This is a genomic window from Macrococcus epidermidis, from assembly GCF_003259695.1.
Taxonomy (GTDB): domain Bacteria; phylum Bacillota; class Bacilli; order Staphylococcales; family Staphylococcaceae; genus Macrococcoides; species Macrococcoides epidermidis.
In genome coordinates, this window is sequence record NZ_PZJH01000004.1 from 183,206 (window position 1) to 204,215 (window position 21,010).

General features: G+C 36.0%; 15 protein-coding genes and 1 pseudogene. 12 read left to right on the forward strand and 4 right to left on the reverse strand.

Features of this window, described 5'->3' with window-relative positions; all coding sequences use genetic code 11:
• Window positions 1–25 precede the first annotated feature (25 nt).
• The 7 genes and pseudogenes from ytpR to ccpA all read left to right on the forward strand — a co-directional run bounded on the left by ytpR (window position 26) and on the right by ccpA (window position 9,080).
• On the forward strand, window positions 26–622 hold the full coding sequence (gene ytpR / locus BHU61_RS09910; protein WP_111716546.1) for a YtpR family tRNA-binding protein: 597 nt from the start codon (window positions 26–28) through the stop codon (window positions 620–622).
• Between the two features lie 9 nt (window positions 623–631).
• The gene (locus tag BHU61_RS09915) at window positions 632–4,273 is read left to right on the forward strand and encodes a DNA translocase FtsK (protein ID WP_242444247.1); all 3,642 of its coding nucleotides are present in this window, start codon (window positions 632–634) and stop codon (window positions 4,271–4,273) included.
• A gap of 11 nt (window positions 4,274–4,284) precedes the next feature.
• Window positions 4,285–5,579: pseudogene (gene murC / locus BHU61_RS09920) on the forward strand (UDP-N-acetylmuramate--L-alanine ligase).
• An 82-nt stretch (window positions 5,580–5,661) separates the two neighbouring features.
• A complete protein-coding gene (locus tag BHU61_RS09925; RefSeq protein WP_099579831.1) occupies window positions 5,662–6,207 on the forward strand; it encodes a DUF948 domain-containing protein in 546 nt (181 codons plus the stop codon).
• Between the two features lie 105 nt (window positions 6,208–6,312).
• Window positions 6,313–6,852 carry a YtxH domain-containing protein gene (locus BHU61_RS09930; protein WP_111716548.1) on the forward strand — a complete coding sequence of 180 codons (540 nt, stop codon included), beginning with the start codon at window positions 6,313–6,315 and terminating at the stop codon, window positions 6,850–6,852.
• A gap of 82 nt (window positions 6,853–6,934) precedes the next feature.
• Window positions 6,935–8,005 carry a bifunctional 3-deoxy-7-phosphoheptulonate synthase/chorismate mutase gene (locus BHU61_RS09935; RefSeq protein WP_111716549.1) on the forward strand — a complete coding sequence of 357 codons (1,071 nt, stop codon included), beginning with the start codon at window positions 6,935–6,937 and terminating at the stop codon, window positions 8,003–8,005.
• A gap of 85 nt (window positions 8,006–8,090) precedes the next feature.
• Complete coding sequence (ccpA, locus tag BHU61_RS09940) at window positions 8,091–9,080, forward strand: catabolite control protein A (RefSeq protein ID WP_111716551.1); 990 nt, start codon at window positions 8,091–8,093, stop codon at window positions 9,078–9,080.
• Between the two features lie 72 nt (window positions 9,081–9,152).
• Here ccpA and BHU61_RS09945 read toward each other — a convergent pair whose 3' ends face one another.
• The 3 genes from BHU61_RS09945 to BHU61_RS09955 are packed head-to-tail and all read right to left on the reverse strand — an operon-like array spanning window position 9,153 to window position 11,566.
• Window positions 9,153–10,289 carry an acetoin utilization protein AcuC gene (locus BHU61_RS09945; RefSeq protein ID WP_111716553.1) on the reverse strand — a complete coding sequence of 379 codons (1,137 nt, stop codon included), beginning with the start codon at window positions 10,287–10,289 and terminating at the stop codon, window positions 9,153–9,155.
• Window positions 10,286–10,924: a CBS and ACT domain-containing protein gene (locus tag BHU61_RS09950; protein ID WP_111716555.1), complete on the reverse strand. Its 639-nt coding sequence runs from the start codon at window positions 10,922–10,924 to the stop codon at window positions 10,286–10,288. Before BHU61_RS09950 ends, BHU61_RS09945 begins: the two co-directional genes overlap by 4 nt.
• A gap of 9 nt (window positions 10,925–10,933) precedes the next feature.
• The gene (locus BHU61_RS09955; RefSeq protein ID WP_111716556.1) at window positions 10,934–11,566 is read right to left on the reverse strand and encodes a GNAT family N-acetyltransferase; all 633 of its coding nucleotides are present in this window, start codon (window positions 11,564–11,566) and stop codon (window positions 10,934–10,936) included.
• A gap of 131 nt (window positions 11,567–11,697) precedes the next feature.
• Between BHU61_RS09955 and acsA the strand changes: the two genes are divergently transcribed.
• Both acsA and BHU61_RS09965 read left to right on the forward strand, forming a co-directional pair.
• Entirely contained in the window at window positions 11,698–13,410 is a 1,713-nt protein-coding gene (gene acsA, locus BHU61_RS09960; protein WP_111716558.1) for an acetate--CoA ligase, read from the forward strand.
• A 103-nt stretch (window positions 13,411–13,513) separates the two neighbouring features.
• Window positions 13,514–15,181: a formate--tetrahydrofolate ligase gene (locus BHU61_RS09965; RefSeq protein WP_111716559.1), complete on the forward strand. Its 1,668-nt coding sequence runs from the start codon at window positions 13,514–13,516 to the stop codon at window positions 15,179–15,181.
• Window positions 15,182–15,263: 82 nt separating this feature from the next.
• Here BHU61_RS09965 and BHU61_RS09975 read toward each other — a convergent pair whose 3' ends face one another.
• Complete coding sequence (locus BHU61_RS09975) at window positions 15,264–17,666, reverse strand: transglycosylase domain-containing protein (protein WP_111716561.1); 2,403 nt, start codon at window positions 17,664–17,666, stop codon at window positions 15,264–15,266.
• 390 nt (window positions 17,667–18,056) lie between these two features.
• On the opposite strand from BHU61_RS09975, the gene tyrS reads away from it, so the two are divergent.
• The 3 genes from tyrS (at window position 18,057) to BHU61_RS13690 (ending at window position 20,888) form a co-directional block, all read left to right on the forward strand.
• On the forward strand, window positions 18,057–19,313 hold the full coding sequence (gene tyrS, locus BHU61_RS09980; RefSeq protein ID WP_111716563.1) for a tyrosine--tRNA ligase: 1,257 nt from the start codon (window positions 18,057–18,059) through the stop codon (window positions 19,311–19,313).
• Between the two features lie 118 nt (window positions 19,314–19,431).
• A complete protein-coding gene (locus tag BHU61_RS09985; RefSeq protein WP_111716564.1) occupies window positions 19,432–20,025 on the forward strand; it encodes a LemA family protein in 594 nt (197 codons plus the stop codon).
• Window positions 20,025–20,888, forward strand: a complete 864-nt coding sequence (locus BHU61_RS13690) for a TPM domain-containing protein (protein ID WP_111716566.1) — start codon at window positions 20,025–20,027, stop codon at window positions 20,886–20,888. Before BHU61_RS09985 ends, BHU61_RS13690 begins: the two co-directional genes overlap by 1 nt.
• The last annotated feature ends 122 nt before the right edge of the window (window positions 20,889–21,010 follow it).

Here is a 21,010-nt window from a genome sequence, read left to right on the forward strand (position 1 = left end):
ATACAAACTTTTAAGGAGCAAACATATGAATATTTTTTATAACAAAGTCGTTGGAGATTATTTATTTATTACATTAGAACCAGTTGATGGACCATTTGAATATGAAACAAACGGTGATATCATCACGATAAAAAAAGATGACAAAGTCGTAGGATATAACGTTAGCGGTGTTGAAACATTAGGATTAGATACAAATGGACAAGTAAAATTAGATGAAAATTTAATGTCTAAAATTAATGACCTATTATTACAAAAAGGATTAGAAGCACCATTAGAAGTAGATTTATCACCTAAATTCGTAGTAGGTTTTGTTGAAATATGTGAGAAACACCCTGATGCTGATAAATTAAATGTCACAACGGTTGATGTCGGGACTGAAAAATTACAGATTGTCTGTGGCGCAAAAAATATCGCACAAGGTCAGAAAGTTGTAGTCGCAAAAGTTGGTGCTGTCATGCCGAGCGGGATGCAGATTAAAGATGCTGAGCTACGTGGTGTACCTTCAAAAGGTATGATTTGTTCGGAACGTGAATTAGGATTAACAGATTCTGAAGAGAAAAAAGGTATTTTAGTACTAGATGATTCGCGTGAGATTGGCGAAGACTTCTTTAAAGCAGAATAGGGTGATAACATGAGTTGGTTTGATAAACTATTTGGAGAATCATCAGAGAAAACAGAACATACGCAAGATCAAACACATGAAGACGATGTCTATCGCAGACCACGAGGAAAATTCAGATTCCCACTAAATGTAGAAAATATTAAAACAGCAGAACATCATCGTACACTAGATAATGTTAATGATGCACAGATTACAGATGATAATCATGAATATATTGAACCGGTTCAACCTCGTCGTGAAACATATATTGCTCAAAATGAAAGTGTAAACACAGAAGAAATTAGAGCATCATTTTCCTCTGATTACGTTCCAAGACGTGAAAGAAGAAGAGATAGAAATAGCGAACAGCAATCATTTCATACAAGACGCACTGAATCATTAAGTAATAATGAAGCTATTGATCGTTATCAGCCTAAGACAAGATTAAACGATACACCAAAGTATACTTCATATCAACCGAAGGATAAACGTAATAGCATTCATAAAGCTAACAATACACAGACATTCAGTGAGAAACAATATAGTGTACATCAGCCTAAATTTAAAGCATCTGTTGTACCTTCAGCTATCTATGGTACGAAGCCAAGAAAAGATCCGGCATCTTTAAAGCAACCAATTCAGCCGCTACAAGGTAAGAAAACAGTAGAAGCGAGACCTGCAACCCCGACACATCGTAAAGAAGATAATACAGTCAATATTGAGAATGTCTATGCTTCTCAAATTGTTGCTGAAATTAGACGTGAACGCGAAAAAAAATTGCAGCGTAAAAAAGCGTTTGAACAAGAACGTGAACTTAAGAAACTTCAGGAGTTAGAAATATCTTCGATGATGCGAGAAGAAAAAAGTGATGTTGAATATGTTCACGCTGAACCGGAAACAACTGAATTTGACGAACGTGTAACGATTATTGAAGAAGATGTTGTCGTACACGAACCCGTTATCAATCATATTGATTTGACTGAAGACAGTGAAGAAGATGTCAGTGAAATAGAAGAACATGAAATAGAAGAAAGTATTGATGAAACAGAAGCCATCACTATCTCTGAAGGTGAAAGATATACGTATTCTACAAAGACACCATTTAATCCTGCTAATGCTGAGCGTTTAACAATTATTGAAGCAGCAGAAGAACAAAGTTATGAAGACGAAACTGCTGATGATGGTAAAGAAGAAATTGCTGAAGTGGAAGAAGTAACACTTTTAGAGCGTGACGTTGAAACATTGGAACAAACATCAACAGAAGATGAATTCTTAGATGAGAATGTGACGTTCGAACCGTTAGAAGAGCAACGGATTGAAATCGATGATGATGCTTATGAGATGATTGATGAAGATATAGAATATAAAGAAGAAGAATCTGAAGAAGTAATTAGTGAAACTACAGATGTTTATACAGCACATTCAAAATCATTAGAACCGATACTTGAACCGGATTTCAAACAAATGTCAGAGGTCGATGTAGTAGTTTCTGGAGATAGTGAGTATGAAGCAGTTGATGAAAATTCTTTAGAACCCGTTATTCCGTTAATTGAAACTGAGGAAGATACCGAAGTATTCGATGAATTAGATGCTACTGAAGAAAAAGACGTTATTGATAAGTTGGATACTACAAAAGCGCACGCATCATTTGAACCTGTTCTTACGCCTGAAAATACAGAAGAAGTGACTCTACCTGAGTTAACAATTGATGATAGTGATCAATTAGATGAAACAAATGAAGCAGAACAAAGCGTTGTTACAGGTAATATCAATCAACATCTTTCTTCAGGACATTACGTTCAAGTTGAAAATAATGAGATTAAAGCAAATATTCGTGATCATCAGCCGCAAGCCGTTATCTCATCAGCACAACAACCTAAAAAGAAAGTATCACCATTCAATGTCGTCATGACACCAAGTGATAAACGCCGTTTACTGGATAAAAAACGACAAGCTGAAAATCAGCTGTCACAGAATATTCAGCAAAACGAAGTAAAAGATCATTTGAATGCTGTTGAACAGACGGACGTTGCTGAAGATGTTACGATTGCAGATGATATTCAGCAGTCATTTGAACAGCAGGGTACGGTAGAGGAAAATATCGTTCAGCAAGATCATAACGCAGTCGAAGAAGTAAAAGAAACAGAAGAAGTAGATAAAGATATTGAAACAGTAGAAGAAGAAAATATATCAACTACTGTAACTGCATCACAACCTCAATCTAATCAGATTGTGAGCAACAATGGGTATCCAGTGAAAAAAGAACCGACGAAGCGTATCGGTCCAAAATATTTGTTACCACCAGTTTCTCTATTAAATCCTGAAGATAAGGTAGAACGCGATGAAACGTGGGTAGAAGAACATAAAGCACAGCTGGATGATGCTTTCTATCACTTTAATGTTCCGGCAAAGGTTGAAAATGTTGTCGTCGGTCCATCCGTTACACGTTTTGAACTGTCTGTTGAAAAAGGTGTGAAAGTTTCTCGCATTACAAATTTACAGGATGATATTAAGATGGCACTTGCCGCTAAAGATATTCGTATTGAAGCACCGATTCCAGGCACTTCACTTGTAGGTGTAGAAGTACCTAACGTTGAAACGCGTAATGTAAATTTAAGCGAAGTTTTATTCAGTAAGAAGATGAAATTTGCAGAGAGTAAACTTACAGTAGCACTTGGTGCTCGTATTAATAACGAGCCGATGATTATGGATCTTGCTAAGATGCCTCACGGTCTAATCGCTGGAGCTACAGGTTCTGGTAAATCAGTTTGTATCAATTCGATATTAGTTTCGTTATTATATAGAAATAATCCGAATGAGCTTAAATTACTATTAATCGATCCGAAGATGGTAGAACTTGCGCCGTATAATGATTTACCGCATTTAATTGCGCCTGTTATAACAGATGTGAAAGCAGCAACAGAAAGTTTAAAATGGGTCGTTGAAGAGATGGAACGTCGTTACAAAATATTTGCAGATATTCATGTTCGTAATATTACTGCTTATAATCAGAAGGTAAGTTACGTAGAGCGTTTACCGAAGATTGTCATCGTTATCGATGAGTTAGCGGATTTAATGATGATGTCTCCGCAAGATGTAGAGCATGCTATCGCACGTATTGCACAAAAAGCACGTGCTGCCGGTATCCATATGATTCTAGCAACACAACGCCCTTCAGTAAATGTAATAACAGGACTGATTAAAGCAAATGTTCCTACGCGAATTGCCTTTATGGTTTCTTCAGCAGTCGACTCAAGAACAATCATTGATAGTGGCGGAGCTGAAAAGCTTTTAGGAAATGGCGATATGTTGTATCTTGGTAATGGAATGAATAAACCAATTCGAATTCAAGGTAACTTTGTTTCTGATGAAGAAATAGATGCAGTTGTTCAATATGTCAAGACACAAGGTGAACCGAATTATTTATTTCAGGAAAAAGAATTGCTGAAGAAAGTTTCGGAAACACCTAAAGATGAATTATTTAATGAAATTTGTGATTTTATGATTGATGAAGGTCATATTTCAACATCTCAAATTCAACGTAGATTCCAGATTGGTTATAATCGTGCTGCACGCATTATCGATCAGCTGGAAGAAATGGGTTACGTTAGTGGCCAGAACGGCTCTAAACCAAGAGCAGTATTAATAACGGAAAAACAAGCAGAATATTAGGAGATGAGCACATGACTTTATATCATTTCGTTGGTATTAAAGGTTCAGGAATGAGTGCATTAGCACATATCTTATTCGATATGGGTGAACAGGTTCAAGGTTCAGATATCGAAAAGGAATTTTTTACGGAGATAGGTTTGCGTGATAAAGGGATTACAATCCTTCCATTCAATGCAGATAATATTAAAGAAGGTATGACTGTTATTGCTGGGAATGCATTTCCCGACGATCATGAAGAGATTGTCCGTGCAAAAGTGTTAGGTTTAGAAGTGATTCGCTATCATAAGTTTTTAGGAGACTTTATGAGTCGTTACATTTCTGTAGCAGTAACTGGCGCTCATGGTAAAACGAGTACAACAGGTCTTTTATCTCATGTGATGAATGGAGATAAAAAACATCATTCTTAATTGGTGATGGTACAGGTATGGGTATGCCAGGCAGTGAATACTTTGCCTTTGAAGCTTGTGAATATCGTCGTCACTTCTTAAGTTATTCACCTGACTATGCGATTATTACGAACGTAGATTTCGATCATCCCGATTACTTTAAATCTTTAGAAGACGTGTTCAGTGCATTCCAGGAAATGTCATATAAAGTGAAGAAGGCGATTGTAGCATGTGGAGATGATGAAAATCTTAAAGGATTAAAAGCAGATGTACCAATCTACTATTATGGATTAGGTGAACATAACAAAGTCACTGCTAAAAATGTTGAATCTGTAGATAATGGAACGACATTTGATGTCTATATTGACGGTAAGTTTATTGATCATTTCAAAACGCCGATGTTTGGTAATCATCAAGTACTCAATGCTTTAGCCGTAATTACAATTTGTTATCTTGAAGACTTAGATATGGCTGCAATTAAGGATGCATTAGCTACTTTTGGTGGTGTGAAACGTCGTTTTAGTGAAAAGAAATTTGGTACACAAATCTTAATTGATGACTATGCACATCATCCAACTGAAATTAAAGCAACATTAGAATCTGCATCAAAAAAATATCCGAATAAAGAAATTGTAGCAGTTTTCCAACCGCATACTTTCTCAAGAACGAGTGCATTTCTGCAGGAATTTGCAGATAGTTTAAAAGTGGCCGACAAAACTTATTTATGTGATATATTCGGTTCTGCAAGAGAATCATCTGGAGAACTTACAATCAAGGATTTACAGACGTTAATTCCCAATGCTGAACTTATCAGTGAGACGTCAGTTGCTCAATTGAACACACATGAAAACAGCGTTATTATATTTATGGGTGCTGGCGATATACAAAAAGTTCAGAAATCTTATGAAAATCTTATATAACGTTACACAAAGTATGTTTAAGCTTTATTCAGCAGGGTATTTGACTAAATAACAAGAGTTATAAATAATAGGAGGCGTTTTTATGGAATGGATTTTACCAATCGCAGGATTAATCGCTGCAATTGCATTTTTAGTATTATGTATCTTCTTAGGGTTGACTTTAATGTCAGTTAAGAAGAATTTAGACCATGTTGCTAAAACACTTGACGGTGTTGAAGGACAAATTCAAGGTATTACACGTGAATCAACTGATTTATTACACAAAACAAATCGCTTAGCTGAAGATGTTCAGGTTAAAGCTCAAAAATTAAACACAGTTGTTGATGCAGTAAGTGGTATCGGTTCAACGGTTCAAAACTTAAACAGTTCAGTGGATAATGTGACTTCATCAATCACTCATAATATCTCACAAAACGAAGACAAAATTTCTCAAGTTGTTCAATGGTCAAACGTAGCGATGGAAGTTGCTGACAAATGGCAAATGAGAAAACAACGTCGTAATTCAGTTAACTTTGCTGAAACAACAACTCCGAATTACGAGAACCATGTTAACCAAAACAATTTTAATGAAACACATACTAAAGGTGATCATTTAGACCAAGATAAAATCAATGCTGGTTTAAAATAATCATTAATTGGGAATGTACATATTGTACATTCCTTTATTTTTTGAATAAAATAAAGATTAAGTAATCAATAACAATCATTAATACATTAACGGAGGCGTTTAAAAATGACAAATACTTATAATAGAGACTTACATACACATACAGTAAAAGAATATAAAGTTCAAAAAGATACAACAGCACGTGACTTTTCAATCGGTTTAACTGCGGGATTAGTTGTTGGCTCATTTATCGGTTTACTTGTTGCACCGAAAGCAGGTAAAGATTTACAACAGGATTTAAGTCAAAAGTCAGAAAGTTTAAAAGCGAAATCAGTGGATCATTACAATAAACAAATTGAAAATGCACAAGGTTTCAAAGAAAAATCTAATGCATTTGCTGCAAATTTAACAGAAAAAACAGCAGCATTAAAAGAGAAAGCAGTACAAAAATTAAATAATAGTGATAAAGATAATCATGTGACGTTTAATGAATTAGAGCGTCAAAAACAAGCGATTAAATCTGAAGTAAACGACGATACATTAGCACAACCGATTGCAATTGTAGATAAATCATTAGATACACCGATTAAAGATGAAGCTTTAACAGAACGTGAACAAACAATAAAAACAGCTAAAGATGCTGATAATAAAGCAAGAAACAAATAATATACAAATTTTTTCGGATTATGATAAAATAGTAGGCTGACGGTCTACTATTTTTTTAATTTATATAAAAGAGGTTATAGCGATGAATGAATTGAATCATTTACGAGACAGAATAGAAGCAATTAATATTGAAATCTTAAAGTTACTGAGCGAACGCGGTGAAATCGCTAAACAAATAGGTGATGAAAAGCGTAAACAAGGCACTGCAATTTATGACCCTGAACGTGAAAAAGAAATGATTAACATGTTACTTGATAAAAACGATGGACCATTTGATGATAATGTGATCAAGCAGTTGTTTAAAGAAATCTTTAAAGCATCGACAGAATTACAAAAATCAAATAGTGAAAAGCATCTTTTAGTATCACGTAAATTAAAACCAGAAGATACGATTGTTTCTTTTGATAATGGAGCGATTATTGGTGACGGTAAAAAGTCATTTGTATTTGGTCCATGTTCAGTAGAATCTATTGAACAGGTGGATGCAGTTGCGAAAAATTTACATCAAAAAGGTGAGCAATTTATTAGAGGCGGTGCATTTAAACCAAGAACTTCTCCTTATGACTTCCAGGGACTAGGTGTTGAAGGTCTAAAGATATTAGGTGAAATGAAAAAACGCTATGACTTAAATGTTGTAAGTGAAATTGTTAATCCAAACCATTTTGATCTTGCTGATCCATATGTGGATGTATTTCAGATCGGTGCACGTAATATGCAGAATTTCGAATTATTAAAAGAAGCGGGAAAAACAAATAAACCAATTCTTTTAAAACGAGGATTAAGTGCCACAATTGAGGAATTTATCTATGCTGCCGAGTATATTTATGCCAATGGTAATAATAAGATCATACTTTGTGAACGAGGTATTAGAACCTATGAGAAAGCGACACGTAATACATTAGATATATCTGCAGTACCAATTCTTAAACAAGGTACGCATCTGCCTGTATTGGTAGATGTGACGCATTCAACGGGTCGTAAAGATATTATGTTACCAGTTGCACGTGCAGCTTTAGCAGTTGGAGCAGATGGTGTGATGGCAGAAGTACATCCTGATCCGTCTGTTGCATTGAGTGATGCAGGTCAACAGATGGACCTTAACGAATTTGAAACTTTCTATCAGGAAATTACAAAGGCAGCACGAAATTATTAACAATTTGTGAATTTGCTAACTTGAAAAATGAAAAAGTTATGAAAACGTGTTAGAATAATAAATAAAACGGTTACAGGAGGATAAAATGACAGTTACAATATATGATGTTGCTCGCGAAGCAAAAGTTTCGATGGCAACTGTCTCTCGTGTGGTGAACGGCAATCCAAACGTGAAACCAGCGACAAGAGATAGAGTTAATGAAGTAATTAAAAGATTAAACTATAGACCGAATGCAGTTGCACGTGGTCTAGCAAGTAAAAAAACAACGACAGTTGGTGTTATCATTCCTGATATTTCAAATGTTTATTATTCTGAATTAGCACGTGGATTAGAAGATATTGCAACGATGTATAAATATCAGACAATCATTTCAAACTCAGATAACGATGCACAAAAAGAACAGGAAATCTTCAACAATTTATTATCTAAACAAGTTGATGGTATTATTTTCTTAGGCGGTACTTTATCTAAAGAAACGACAAATATTATTAAGACGTCTTCTGTTCCAGTCGTGGTATCAGGTACACATGACCTGGATGCAAGTTTACCAGCAGTAAATATAGATTACGTTAATGCAAGTAAGGAAATTACCGAGAAGTTCGTTCAAGATGGGGTGAAAAAGTTTGCTTTCGTTGGTGGAGGTTACTCTGAAAAAGCGCAAATTGATATATTAGAAGGTATGAAGTCAGTACTTTCAGCTAATAATATTGAACTTGATGAATCATCTATTTACATCGGACAAGAACAATATTTAGATGGCGAGAAAGCATACGAAGCAATTAAATCACAAAACCCTGAAGTGATTATGTGTATCAGTGATGAACAGGCAATCGGCATTGTTCATGCAGCTCAAGATGATGGGAAAGATATACCAAATGAATTACAGGTGATTAGTTTCAATAACACACGTCTTGTTAAGATGGTTCGTCCAAAATTATCAAGTGTGATGCAACCACTTTATGATATCGGTGCTGTCGGTATGCGATTACTTACTAAATATATGAATGATGAACAAATTGAAGAATCAAAGGTAACATTACCATACAGTATCGTCTATAGAGGTACTACGAAATAAAAATAAGCGATTAAACTGAATCAGTTTAATCGCTTATTTTTTTATGAATAATATGATATTTATTTTGTTAATTTAATAATGCATTAAAATTCTCTGAAGTGTCTGTTGATTTTTTTCTTCGATATCCAACCTTCTAGGGATTGCCTCGTAATTTTTCAGATCCTCATTCCATGTATGTGGCATCTTTATCTTTGATTTCGGCTGCCATTTATCAATCCAGGACTTCGGAATCTCTCCTGTTAAAGGAGGATTGCCTAACATCGCATTATAAACTTGTGCCCAGGCAAGAGGTGCGACCTGAAAGATATTATATCCACCGCCACCGATTGCAATCCACTTACCGTCTGTATACTTTGTAGCACACTGATTAACGATTTGAGGAATTGTCTGGTATGTTCGATGTGTGACAGATAAATGTGTCAATGGGTCAAGGTAATGAGCATCTGCACCATTTTGACTCAGTATAATATCAGGTTTAAAGAATTCACATGCTTTAATCAGACTTTCTCGGAATACATGAAGAAAAGAGTCATCTTCAGTATAGGCATCTACAGGTAAGTTCATACTATATAAATAACCGTTACCGTCTCCCTTTTCATGGATTGTTCCTGTACCCGGAAATAAATATCTTCCTGTTTCATGGATTGAATATGTGAAGACATCGTTATCATTATAAAATGAAAACTGAACGCCGTCTCCATGATGGGCATCTGTATCGATATAAAGCACGCGTTTATTATACTTTTGTCTCATATATTCAATCGCAACAGTGGAATCATTATAGATACAAAATCCGGAAGCACGACCTCGGAATCCATGATGTAATCCACCACCAAAGTTGCAAGCTGTTTTAGTCTGTCCGGTCATGACAGCATCTACAGCTGTTAACGTTGCTCCTACGAGTGTCGCACATTTATCATGCATGCCTTCAAAGTTTGGCGTATCATTTGAATTCAGACCAAACTTCTCACATTCTGATGTGATTAAAGTATTCTCTCCTGCATCTTTAACAGCTTGAATATACTCTGGTTGATGCCCAAGTAATAACTCCTCGTCTGTAGCAATACGAGGTGTAATGATTTTATCTTCAGGCAGTAACTGTAAAGCTTCTAGCAATGTTTTCGTTAACAGTAATCGCATTTGATTGAAAGGGTGATCGTTACTGAAACGGTATGCGAGCAGTGCATCATCATATACAAATAACGTCATAGGCTGTTTTCCATTGGATTGTATACCTGAAATCCTTTGGCCTCGAGTTCAGCAATGATTGTTTGAGGATGCATTGACATCATACGTACGCTTACGATTTTTTTGCCTGGATTTTTTTTATCACGAAATACGAGGACACTTTCTATTCCGGTCTTAAATCTATGGAACACTTCAGTCACTTCGTGAAGATTGCCCGGAATATCCGGTATTTGAATTTGAATTGTTGTTCCTGGTGTTACGACGCCTGTCAGTTCGATAAAAGTATTCAACATGTCTTTAGCAGTGACGATACCAACAACTTTACCTCGTTTCACGACAGGAATACTACCGATATTCTCATTGTAAAAGTCTAGCGCAATTTCTTCTACGAAATCGAGTGGATGACATGTAATAACGTTTTTCGCCATAATCTTTGTTATCGGTACATTTAAATCCAGAACAAGACGGTCTTGTAAGTTTGACGGCAATGCCTGTTTAATATCTCGGTCGCTAATAATGCCGAGCAGTCTATTGTCATCATCAACAATTGGGACATGATGGATATTTTTTTCATGCATTAAAGTGATGATTTCTTCTATTGTGCCCTCTACATTGAATGTAATACAAGGACTTGTCATTATTCGTTCAACTAACATAGCATCCTCCTATAAGAAAAATCTGTTTAGAAACCTTAAATTATCAAACGCCTGAATCTGTTCATTATTAATACGTTTGCCGATTCGTGCCATGAGTGAATTGGCAGGATGACTCGTAATTTCCGGGTCATTGGTTGAAAATACTTTCATACCACAGCTGCCCATCATTTTCTGCATAATCTCTTTGTATTGAAACACATCAAGACCACTATTCTTTAAATCCCAGTGCCAGTAATATTCTGTCGTAATAACGATAAAATCTTCCATGGCATCATCCATCATAGCAACTCTCAGCATTTCACTCCCTAATCCTAATGCACGATAATCTTTACTAATTTCAATTGCACCAAGTTCTAAAATAAATTCAAGGTTACCATTGGACCACCGTTCCAACGGATCTGGATATAAGTAGGTAGTATACCCAATGATGTTAATACCATCGCGACAAATAATGATACGTCCTTCTTCGAGATCAGCAATTTCTATGATTGCTTCAAATTGTTCATCCGGTCGTCGAAAAGCTACGAGTCCTTTATCAAAGGTATATTTTTGAAGCGTATGACCATCAACAGGGCCTTCTATTATTAATTCGCGGTCATTAAATGTATACGTCGATTTGTGATAGGTTTTTATATGTTTCATGCATCCTCCTTGTAGTGTTAATGAAATATATTATTAAATACATAAAAATTTGCATATTTTTTGAATTATCAGTTAATTTTATTATATAATAAAAATGGAAATATTGAAAACGTTTACAAGGGGGATTTATTGTGAAGACAGAAATTTTTAAGGCAACAGCAGGTAATCATAATTTAAAGGATTATGATAAAACGTATGAGAACTTTGACTGGAAAGAGATTGAGAAGCATTTCTCATGGTCTGAAACAGGAAAAGTAAATATGGCATATGAATGTATCGATAAACATGTCGAAGATGGATATGGAGATAAAGTTGCATTACTTTATAAAGATGCGAGCAGAAATGAAAGCTATACATTTAAACAAATGATGGAGAATTCTAATAAAGCTGCGAATGTATTGGTGAAAGAAGCAGGCGTGAAAAAAGGGGATCGCGTCTTTATCTTTATGCCACGTTCACCTGAACTTTATTTTGCATTACTCGGCACGCTTAAGATTGGAGCTATCGTTGGTCCTTTATTTGAAGCGTTTATGGAGAAAGCAGTAAAAGATCGTCTGGAAAATAGTGAAGCAAGTGTCATCATCACGACAAATAGCTTACTTGGACGCATTCCACAAAGTGAATTACCGCATTTACAACATATCGTCGTAATCGATGATAATGTCGAAGATAAATACATAGATTTTAATCATCATTTTAAAGCTGTATCAACGGAGTTTGATGTAGAATGGTTAACACGTGACGATGGATTGATTCTGCATTACACGTCTGGCTCAACTGGACAACCTAAAGGTGTATTACATGTACAGAATGCAATGATTCAGCATTATATTTCAGGACTTTACGTATTAGACTTAAAAGAAGATGATGTATATTGGTGTACAGCAGATCCTGGGTGGGTAACTGGAACAAGTTACGGTATATTCGCACCATGGTTAAACCGTGCAACAAATGTCATCGCTGGGGGAAGATTCTCACCTGAAGGATGGTATGGTATTCTGGAACAGTTTAAAGTGACTGTCTGGTATTCAGCACCAACAGCTTTCCGTATGTTAATGGGAGCAGGAGATGAACTTGTTGAAAAGTATGATTTATCACATTTAAGACATATATTATCAGTTGGTGAACCATTAAACCCTGAAGTTGTAAAATGGGGAGATAAAGTATTTAAACTTCGCATTCACGATACTTGGTGGATGACTGAAACGGGTGCACATATGATTGTGAATATACCAGATATGGATATTAAATCAGGTTCTATGGGTAAACCATTGCCAGGTGTTCAGGCAGCTATCGTAGATGATTTAGGTAATGAGTTACCACCAAACAGAATGGGGAATTTAGCGATGAAAGCTGGTTGGCCATCGATGATGAAGACCATCTGGAATAATGAACCAAAGTATCAATCTTACTTCTTACCGGGTGATTGGTATATTTCAGGTGATAGTGCTTATATGGATGAAGATGGATATTTCTGGTTCCAGGGTCGTGTCGATGATGTAATTATGACTGCAGGAGAACGTGTTGGACCTTTTGAAGTTGAATCAAAGCTTGTTGAGCATCCTGCCGTTCAGGAAGCAGGGGTCATCGGTAAGCCGGATCCAGTTCGCGGTGAAATCATTAAAGCATTTATTGCTTTACGTGATGGTTATAAAGAAAGTGATGAGCTAAAAGAAGAAATCAGAGTGTTTGTAAAAGAAGGTCTTGCAGCACATGCAGCACCGCGAGAAATAGAATTTAAAGATAAATTACCAAAGACACGTTCAGGTAAAATTATGCGACGTGTACTTAAAGCATGGGAACTAGACTTACCAACTGGTGATTTATCAACGATGGAAGATTAAATGTAAATTTTACTTAAAATTTATATGAAATTAGTCGACATCTTGAAAGCGTTATCTTATTATGGAATAGTAAAGACACTTTTAAGATTAGGAGAATGTGAAAATGACTAAATATTTATCAGATTTAGAAATCGCTAACCAAGCGACAGTTCGACCTATTTTGGAAATTGCAGAAGAAGCGGGAATCCCTGCTGATGCAGTTGAGCCTTATGGCCACTTTAAAGCAAAGATTGATACTTCTAAAGTGACAACAAACAAAGAAGGTAAGATTGTCCTTGTTACTGCGATGAGCCCAACACCAGCTGGAGAAGGTAAATCAACAGTAACTGTTGGTATCTCAGATGCATTTAAAGAGTTAGGTAAAAGTGTTATGGTTGCTTTACGTGAACCAAGTTTAGGACCTGTATTCGGTATGAAAGGTGGCGCTACAGGTGGTGGTCGTGCACAAGTATTACCGATGGAAGAAATCAACTTACATTTCAATGGCGACTTACATGCCATCACGACTGCAAATAATGCGTTAGCTGCATTCATCGACAACCATATTTATCAAGGTAACCAATTAAACATTGATCCACGTCGTGTTGAGTGGAAACGTGTTATTGATATGAACGATCGTACATTACGTCAAGTCGTTGTTGGTCTTGGTGGACCTTTCAAAGGTGTACCACGTGAAGATGGTTTCGATATTACTGTTGCTTCTGAAATCATGGCAGTATTCTGTTTATCAAATAACATCACTGACTTAAAAGAAAACTTAGGTAAGATGACAATTGGTTATACGTATGATCGTAAACCAGTTACAGTTAAAGATTTAGGTGTAGAAGGCGCGTTAACTTTAATCCTTAAGGATGCATTAAAACCAAACTTAGTGCAAACAATTGAAGGCACACCAGCCTTAATCCACGGTGGACCATTTGCAAATATCGCACACGGTTGTAACTCAATTATCGCAACGAAGACTGCACGTAAATTAGCTGATATCGTTGTTACTGAATCAGGATTCGGTTCTGACTTAGGTGCTGAGAAATTTATGGACATTAAAGCACGAAAAGCAGATATTAAACCAGATGCAATCGTTGTTGTAGCTACTATTCGTGCATTAAAAATGCATGGTGGCGTTGCTAAAACAGAACTTTCAAATGAAAATGTTGAAGCATTAAAATCAGGTATCCAAAACTTAGAAAAGCATATTGAGAATTTAAGATTATTTGGTGTTGAGCCGGTTATTGCTTTAAACAACTTTGTTACTGACACTGATGCTGAACGTGAATTCGTTCAAAACTGGGCAAAAGAACAAAATGTAAAATTAGCATTAACGGAAGTTTGGGAACATGGTGGAAAAGGTGGCGTTGAGCTAGCTAAATTAGTACTTGAAGTATTAGAAACACCACAAGATTTCAAACATTTATATGATTTATCTATGCCAGTTGAAGAGAAAATCCGTACAATTGTTCAAAAAATTTACGGTGCAGATGATGTAGTTTTTGCAGAGAAAGCTAGAAAGCAACTTAAAACAATTGCTGATAATGGATGGAATGAATATCCAGTATGTATGGCGAAGACGCAATACTCATTCTCTGATGATCCTACGAAATTAGGACGTCCATCAGGATTTAATGTTACAATTCGTGAATTAATTCCTAAAACTGGTGCAGGATTTATCGTTGCACTAACAGGTGATATCATGACAATGCCAGGTTTACCGAAACAACCAGCAGCTTTAAAAATGGATGTTGATGCAGACGGCAATGCAGTAGGATTATTCTAATCCATATAAAAAAACTCACTAAAATTATTTTTAGTGAGTTTTTTAAATAGAGCCTCCACGAAATGAATCGTGGAGGCTTGATTTATTGCGGAGTTTGATTATCTTTCTTCTTATCATTTGTTGGTTTTGCATTTTGATTTGCTTTTGATAAAGTATCGGCTGCACTTTGTTTGGATGAGATTTTCTTTCTTGTTTCAGGATCTAGTTTCTCACCTAAACGAGATAATACTTTATAGTCATCTAATATCTTTTGTGAAGTATCTGTCTTACTCCACACTAAGCTTTGCTTCACAGGTTCACCATCATCGCAAGATCCTTTTTGAGACATTGTATATTGACACATTTCAATTGTTTTAACACCATCAGGCTGATTAAATCTTTCGCCTACACCCATCTGTAGCTGATCCTGAGTGGTAATCTGATTGATAATATCACGCCATAATCGTAACTGGTAATGATTTTCTTCATCAAATGAAGTAGGGACGTCATATCCCATCCAGATGCCCATTGTTACTTTTGGATTATAACCGATAAATAAACTATCTTTACCTTCTTGCGCTGTACCTGTTTTTCCTGCCCAGTCCTGGTTGTACATAAATGTTCCTTTTAACTGATAACCACTACCTGTATCTAATACGCCACGCAGAATATCTGTCATAATATAAGATGTTTCAGGACTGTAAATGCGAATAGGACGCGCTTTGTGCTGATAGATGACTTTCCCGTCACGCGTTTTAATTGACTCAATCATATAGCTTTCCTGATAATTCCCTTTATTTGCTAATGTAGAAAATCCATCGACATTGTTTTCTAACGTAATATCTGTTGCACCGAGCGTTAATGATAAGTTCTCTTGTTCTGACTTCGGTATATTAAAGTTCATTTTCTGCAATAATTCCCATGGCTTTCTATCCTGAATGCCAGAGTATAAACGTAATGTACTTAAGTTCAGTGAGTTCTCTAATGCATAACGCGTTGTTACAACGTTGTATTCCATTCTTGCATAGTTCTCAGGCGAGTAACCATTATAATTAAATCGTTTATCAAGTAATGATGCTTCCGGTGCAGTAACACCATACTCAATTGCTGGTGCATACGCTAATAATGGTTTGATTGTTGAACCCGGAGAACGTTTCGTTTTAGTCGCATGGTTATTTTGAGAATCATTATGATTACGCCCACCGATGAATGACAAAATTTTACCAGAGTCATTTTCTTTTAATAGAACGCCGACTTCCATATTGATTGGTTTTGTTTTACCATTAACATTTGCATTTCTGGCATAAGAATAGTAATTTGGGTTATCTTTAATCTGATCCATCGTATCAAAAATTTTCTTATGGATTGTCGTATCGATGATGTAACCATTATTTCGAATAGCACGATTTGCGATACCGACATATTTTTCTTCTAATACAGGTGTTTCATCTAATTCCTGGCGAGAAATATTATCTTTTTCAGCGAATATATATTTTAGAATATCAATTGCACGTGATTCAACTTCCTGAGTTAAGAATGGATACTTTTCGTTAGGTACTTCGAAGTCTTTCGTAAATGATTTTTTTAGATTAAATTTTTTAGCCTGTTCATATTGCGCTTTCGTAATTTTTTTCTCTTGATACATACGCATTAGCACGTATTGTTGACGTTCAAAACCGAACTTTAAGTCTTTATCTTTCTTAATCTTTCCTGTTTGTAAGAACGGTGTGTATGTATAAGGATTTTGAGGCATTCCTGCAATATAAGCTGCTTGAGCGATATTTAATTTATTTGCGTCAACACCGAATATACCTTGTGCTGCAGCCTGAACTCCAGCAATATTTTGACCATTTGTATTGCGACCAAAGCTGACAACATTTAAATAAGCTTCAATAATTTCTTTTTTAGAGAGTGATTTCTCAACTTTAAATGAAAGCATCATTTCTTTTGCTTTACGTTTAAATGAAGTTTCATTCGTCAGCAGCTGGTTCTTAATGAGTTGTTGTGTTAGCGTACTACCCCCGCTTGTGACACCCATATTTAAAAACTCTTGTGCAGTTGCACGGATAAAAGCTTTTGGTACGATACCATTATGTTTATAGAAATTTTCGTCTTCTGTAGCAATTAATGCATCGACGACATGGGGACTCATTTTATTATACTTAATGACTTCACGTTGTACATCAGCATTAAGTGTACCAAGTGACTCACCGGTACCGAAATAAACGGTAGTACTCTGTGTCATTTCATATAATGATTTTTTCAGCGCAGTATTATTTTTTACGGGTTCATCTTTAACAAGCGCTAAAAAATAACCTGTGCCGAGTCCTAAAAGTAAAGTACCGATGAGTAATCCCGTTACTAACAAGAACAGAATAGTACGTGTAAGTGTTTCGTAAATACCGTGAAACCATACGTAAGGGGTAAATTCAATAGACTTAAAAGTTGATTTTATATTATCTTTCGTTTGTTTAGGTTTGAATATTTGACGTTGTTTTTTCGGCATACAAATTTCCTCCTGAATATTTTTTTAGTATATCATAATTTCAGGGACTTGACGTCATAGAATCTATTGTTTACACTAGTATCATAATTTAAATTGAACTGAATATAAAGGTTTTTAGGACAAGTAGTATGACACATTGAATGAAGAGACTTAGTGGTTGGTGCAAACTAAGCAATGAACATATGAATACACCTAAACTTTCGACCTTAAGGATAATGACCTTTTTCATTAATAAGTGATGATTTTATCATAAGTATGGTGGTACCGTGCATGAGCACCCTTACATTTTTTTGTAGGGGTGTTTTTTTATTTTATTATTAATCATTTATTGATTTTAAAGTCTTATCTATATCAACAATTTAAACAATAAAATTTAGAGGAGGAACAAAGATGGCAAATGCATTATTAGAAGATTTAAGATGGAGAGGTTTAATCTATCAAGAAACACATCCTGAAGAGATTGAAGCATTATTGAATAAGGAGCGTGTCAGTGTATATTGTGGAACTGATCCAACAGCAGACAGCTTGCATATTGGTCACTTGTTACCCTTCATGACATTAAAACGATTCCAGCAACACGGTCATCGTCCTGTTGTATTAATCGGTGGCGCTACAGGAATGATCGGGGATCCATCAGGTCGTACAGATGAACGTACGTTACAGACATTAGATCAAGTTCAACGCAACGTAGATGGAATTTCTGCGCAAATGGAACAATTATTTGATTTCGGTGGCGATACAGGTGCGATGCGTGTTGATAATAAAGACTGGTTAGGTCAAATTGATCTATTAACATTCTTACGTGACTACGGGAAACATGTTGGTGTAAATTACTTATTAAGCAAGGATAGTATTGCATCACGTTTAGAGACAGGTATTTCATTTACGGAGTTCACTTATACAATATTACAGGCGATTGACTTCGGTCATTTAAACAAAGCACACAATGTTAAACTTCAAATCGGTGGTAGTGACCAGTGGGGGAACATTACGAGCGGTTTAGAGTTAATGCGTCGTATGTACGGTGAAGTGGAAGCATTTGGTATGACAGTACCATTAGTTGTGAAGTCAGACGGCAAGAAATTCGGTAAATCTGAAGGTGGCGCTGTCTGGTTAGATCGTACGAAGACTAGCCCGTACGAGTTCTACCAGTTCTGGATTAACACCCCGGATAGCGATGTAATTAAATTCTTAAAATACTTTACATTCTTAAGTAAAGAAGAAATTGATGCGTTAGAAAAGTCAGTTGAGACAGAACCACATTTACGTTTAGCTCAGAAAAAATTGGCTGAAGAAGTTACGAAATATGTACATGACGAAGCAGCTTTAGAAGAAGCGATCAATATCACTCAGGCTTTATTTAAAGGTGATTTAAAAGCCTTAACAGCAGATCAGTTACGTACGAGCTTTAAAGATGTACCGCAGAAAGCTGTAGAAAATACGAATCTGGTTGACGTATTAATTGAAGCGGGTATTGCGCCAAGTAAACGTCAGTCACGTGAAGATATTACGAACGGTGCGATTTCATTGAACGGTGAAAAAGTTACAGATACAAGTCATGAAATTACTTCAGCAGATAAAATTGAAGATGAATTTACAATAATTCGCCGTGGTAAGAAAAAGTACTTTATGATTACATATAAATAAATGATTTAATATTTAGAGATGGAGCATGTGCTCCATCTCTTTAATATTTCTTTACTGAAAGCGTTTAGAAGGCAATTTAGAGGGTAAAAATAAATACTTAATTAAAAGGAGAAATGATATGAAAAAATTATTAATACCTATTATTGGATTAGTTGTTTTATTATTAATTGTTGGTAGTATGTTAATTGGTCCATACAATAAACTTGTCGGACTCGATGCTGATGTGCAAAATGCGGAAGCAAAGGTTGATACACAGTTACAAAGACGTCTGGACTTAATTCCAAACTTAGTTGAAACTGTAAAAGGTTATGCAAAACACGAAGAAAAAGTATTTAAAGATGTTTCTGATGCACGTGCTAAATTAGCTGGTGCAAAAGAAAATGGTTCAATGGAAGATAAAGCGAATGCCAATGCCGAGTTAAACTCAGCATTAAGTCGTTTAATTGCGATTCAGGAAAATTATCCTGAACTAAAAGCAGATACGCAGTTTACAGGTTTACGTGATGAATTAGCTGGTACTGAAAACCGTATCGCTGTAGCGCGTAATGATTACAATGATATCGTTACAACGTATAACAAAGCGGTAAGAAGTTTCCCTACAGCATTATATGCTGGTATGCTTGGATTTGAAAAGAAAGAATTCTTTAAAGCCGATGAAGCTGCAAATAAAGCACCAAGTATCGATTTTAACGCTGATGGAGAAAGTAAATAATGTTAAAGAAAAAGTTCGCGATTTTTATCGCGCTCTTTTTAATCTTCACGATTACTTTACCGGCGAATGCAGCTGAGCCATTGCCAAAGCTTGAACAACCTATTTTTGTTCAGGACCATCTCGGCATATTCAAACAAAATGAAAAAGATTTTCTCAATCAGCGTGGTGAAACGTTACAAAAAGGTACTACCGCTGAAATCTTAATCATGACGATGCCGTCGATAGGGCAAGAAGTAAGAGGAGATTATGCACTTCGCGTTGGGCGTGAATACGGCGTCGGAGATAAAGAGAAAAACAACGGGATAGTGATTTTGTTTAACTTAGATAACGGTAATGAATTTAGAAATAGAGGTATTGAAGTACAAGTTGGTTATGGTTTGGAAGGCGTCTTAAATGATGCGAAAGTCGGAGCTATGATTGATAAGTATGCAATGCCTGATGTACAAAAGGCGCTTGCAGCTGATCCTAAAGGTGAAAGTGCTGAGAGTAAGGCGCTGTATGCTCAGGGGCTTGGAAAACTTTACAATGCAATATTTGATGAAGTCAGTAAAAGTTATGGATTCGATGGTGAAAAATATACGCGAGATACACCGATGGTCGATAATAGTTCAGATGGCATTAGTGTATTCGAAATATTGATTGGATTATTCTTATTATACCTTGTCATCTCTATCTTTATGGGAGGTGGCCGAGGAGGCGGTGGTGGTGGACGTAGACGTTCATCAGGACCAGTCATCTTCTTCCCAACCGGTGGAGGTTTCGGCGGCGGATTCTCTTCAGGAGGATTCGGTGGCGGAGGCTTCGGCGGCGGTGGATTTGGCGGTGGAGACTTTGGTGGCGGTGGCGCCGGCAGAGGATTCTAAATAAAAAGGACTAACAACATAATTGGTGCTGAACCCTTAATTTGAGACATAACAAAAAAGCATCTCAATTAGGCTGCTTGTTTTCGATATTCTATCGGAGATAAGTAGCCTAATTTTTGTTG

Coding starts and splice junctions, on each gene's coding strand:
- ytpR (WP_111716546.1), top strand. CDS start 26: ATGAATATTTTTTATAACAAAGTCGTTGGAGATTATTTATTTATTACA.
- BHU61_RS09915 (WP_242444247.1), top strand. CDS start 632: ATGAGTTGGTTTGATAAACTATTTGGAGAATCATCAGAGAAAACAGAA.
- BHU61_RS09925 (WP_099579831.1), top strand. CDS start 5,662: ATGGAATGGATTTTACCAATCGCAGGATTAATCGCTGCAATTGCATTT.
- BHU61_RS09930 (WP_111716548.1), top strand. CDS start 6,313: ATGACAAATACTTATAATAGAGACTTACATACACATACAGTAAAAGAA.
- BHU61_RS09935 (WP_111716549.1), top strand. CDS start 6,935: ATGAATGAATTGAATCATTTACGAGACAGAATAGAAGCAATTAATATT.
- ccpA (WP_111716551.1), top strand. CDS start 8,091: ATGACAGTTACAATATATGATGTTGCTCGCGAAGCAAAAGTTTCGATG.
- BHU61_RS09945 (WP_111716553.1), bottom strand. CDS start 10,289: ATGACGTTATTTGTATATGATGATGCACTGCTCGCATACCGTTTCAGT.
- BHU61_RS09950 (WP_111716555.1), bottom strand. CDS start 10,924: ATGTTAGTTGAACGAATAATGACAAGTCCTTGTATTACATTCAATGTA.
- BHU61_RS09955 (WP_111716556.1), bottom strand. CDS start 11,566: ATGAAACATATAAAAACCTATCACAAATCGACGTATACATTTAATGAC.
- BHU61_RS09965 (WP_111716559.1), top strand. CDS start 13,514: ATGACTAAATATTTATCAGATTTAGAAATCGCTAACCAAGCGACAGTT.
- BHU61_RS09975 (WP_111716561.1), bottom strand. CDS start 17,666: ATGCCGAAAAAACAACGTCAAATATTCAAACCTAAACAAACGAAAGAT.
- tyrS (WP_111716563.1), top strand. CDS start 18,057: ATGGCAAATGCATTATTAGAAGATTTAAGATGGAGAGGTTTAATCTAT.
- BHU61_RS09985 (WP_111716564.1), top strand. CDS start 19,432: ATGAAAAAATTATTAATACCTATTATTGGATTAGTTGTTTTATTATTA.
- BHU61_RS13690 (WP_111716566.1), top strand. CDS start 20,025: ATGTTAAAGAAAAAGTTCGCGATTTTTATCGCGCTCTTTTTAATCTTC.